A 1312-nucleotide genomic window follows, 5' to 3' on the forward strand; every position below is an offset into this window, starting at 1 on the left:
CCGTGGTCTCCCTCCTGAGCACGCTCCCCGCCCCGGACACCGAGGCGCCGCCGCCCAGCGCCGGCCGACCCCGCCGCCACCGCCGCGACCTGGCCCCGTACCTCTACCTCTCCCCCACGGCGATCGTGATGATCGTCCTGATGCTCGTCCCGGTCCTCATGGTGATCGGGTACTCCTTCTTCGACAACGTGATCACGAACCCGAAGCCCGTCTTCGTGGGACTCGCGAACTACGCGGAGGTCCTGGGAGACCCGGGATTCGTGAAGGCCACCGGCAACACGATCGTCTTCGTCGGCGCGAGCGTCGCCGCGCACCTGGTCCTCGGGCTCGGGTTCGCGATGCTGCTGAACTCTCCGCTGGTCCCGACCGTGGCGAAGTCGCTGTTCCGGGTCGTCTACGTCCTGCCGTGGCTGTTCACCGTCGCGATCATCGCGGTGCTGTGGCGGCTCCTGCTCAACCCGAACGGCGTAGTCAACTACGCGCTGATCTCCCTCGGCCTGACGGACAAGGGCGTCGATCGGCCCGCCGCCGGTCGTCATCCAGATCAGCGCGAACTGCTGCGAGGTCCAGATGATGTCCAGGACCGACATGCTGATGATGATCGGCTTGAGCTGCGGGACCGTGACGTTCCAGAACCGCTGCCAGGCGCTCGCCCCGTCCACCTTCGCCGCCTCGTAGAGGTCGTGCGGAATGCCCTGCAGACCCGCGAGCAGCGTGATCATGTAGAAGGAGTAGCCCGCCCAGATGTTGATCACGGTCACGGAGAGCAGCGCGGTCGCCGGCGAGGCGAGCCACTCGACGCCCTTGTCCGTCAGGCCGAGGGAGATCAGCGCGTAGTTGACTACGCCGTTCGGGTTGAGCAGGAGCCGCCACAGCACCGCGATGATCGCGACGGTGAACAGCCACGGCAGGACGTAGACGACCCGGAACAGCGACTTCGCCACGGTCGGGACCAGCGGAGAGTTCAGCAGCATCGCGAACCCGAGCCCGAGGACCAGGTGCGCGGCGACGCTCGCGCCGACGAAGACGATCGTGTTGCCGGTGGCCTTCACGAATCCCGGGTCTCCCAGGACCTCCGCGTAGTTCGCGAGTCCCACGAAGACGGGCTTCGGGTTCGTGATCACGTTGTCGAAGAAGGAGTACCCGATGACCATGAGGACCGGGACGAGCATCAGGACGATCATCACGATCGCCGTGGGGGAGAGGTAGAGGTACGGGGCCAGGTCGCGGCGGTGGCGGCGGGGTCGGCCGGCGCTGGGCGGCGGCGCCTCGGTGTCCGGGGCGGGGAGCGTGCTCAGGAGGGAGACCACGG

The 1312-nt window shown here is 67.6% G+C and carries 1 protein-coding gene; it reads right to left on the reverse strand.

Features of this window, described 5'->3' with window-relative positions:
* A partial coding sequence (locus C5C27_RS17500; protein ID WP_219813210.1) for a carbohydrate ABC transporter permease occupies nucleotides 1-1312 on the reverse strand: 1312 nt, incomplete at both ends.

This window comes from Rathayibacter sp. AY2B7 (genome assembly GCF_002931635.1).
In the GTDB taxonomy this organism is placed as follows: Bacteria; Actinomycetota; Actinomycetes; order Actinomycetales; family Microbacteriaceae; genus Rathayibacter.